Origin of the sequence: Pseudomonas sp. 2822-17, from assembly GCF_002742485.1 — a bacterium.
Taxonomy (GTDB): domain Bacteria; phylum Pseudomonadota; class Gammaproteobacteria; order Pseudomonadales; family Pseudomonadaceae; genus Aquipseudomonas; species Aquipseudomonas cyclaminis.
The window spans coordinates 1-290 of the sequence record NZ_LJRZ01000604.1; the positions used below are offsets into that span (position 1 = coordinate 1).

Below are 290 nucleotides of genomic sequence, written 5' to 3' on the forward strand. Positions count from 1 at the left end.
AACAGGTGCAATTAACTTTTTCGCTTCAGTAACAGATTCCCCCAAGTCTGCATCTAAAAGCATTACCCATTCTCCATTCACTGCCGATAATCCTGTCATCACCGCAGACCCTTTACCTTTATTAACCTCATGCCTAATAACATAGTTCGTATAATTTGTCGCTATACTTATAGTTTCGTCAGTACTTCCATCATCAACAACGATGATGTCGTTTACCCATGTTTCTCTCTTTAAACAGGATAAGTCTTTTCAATAAACTTCTCTTCGTTGTATGCAGGTATAATGACATC

Annotated in this window: 1 protein-coding gene; it reads right to left on the reverse strand. The window is 37.9% G+C overall.

Annotation, left to right across the window (positions count from 1 at the left end; all coding sequences use genetic code 11):
* On the reverse strand, positions 1–207 hold a 207-nt coding region (locus AOA60_RS34840), incomplete at its 3' end, for a glycosyltransferase (RefSeq protein ID WP_368731593.1).
* Positions 208–290 lie beyond the last annotated feature (83 nt).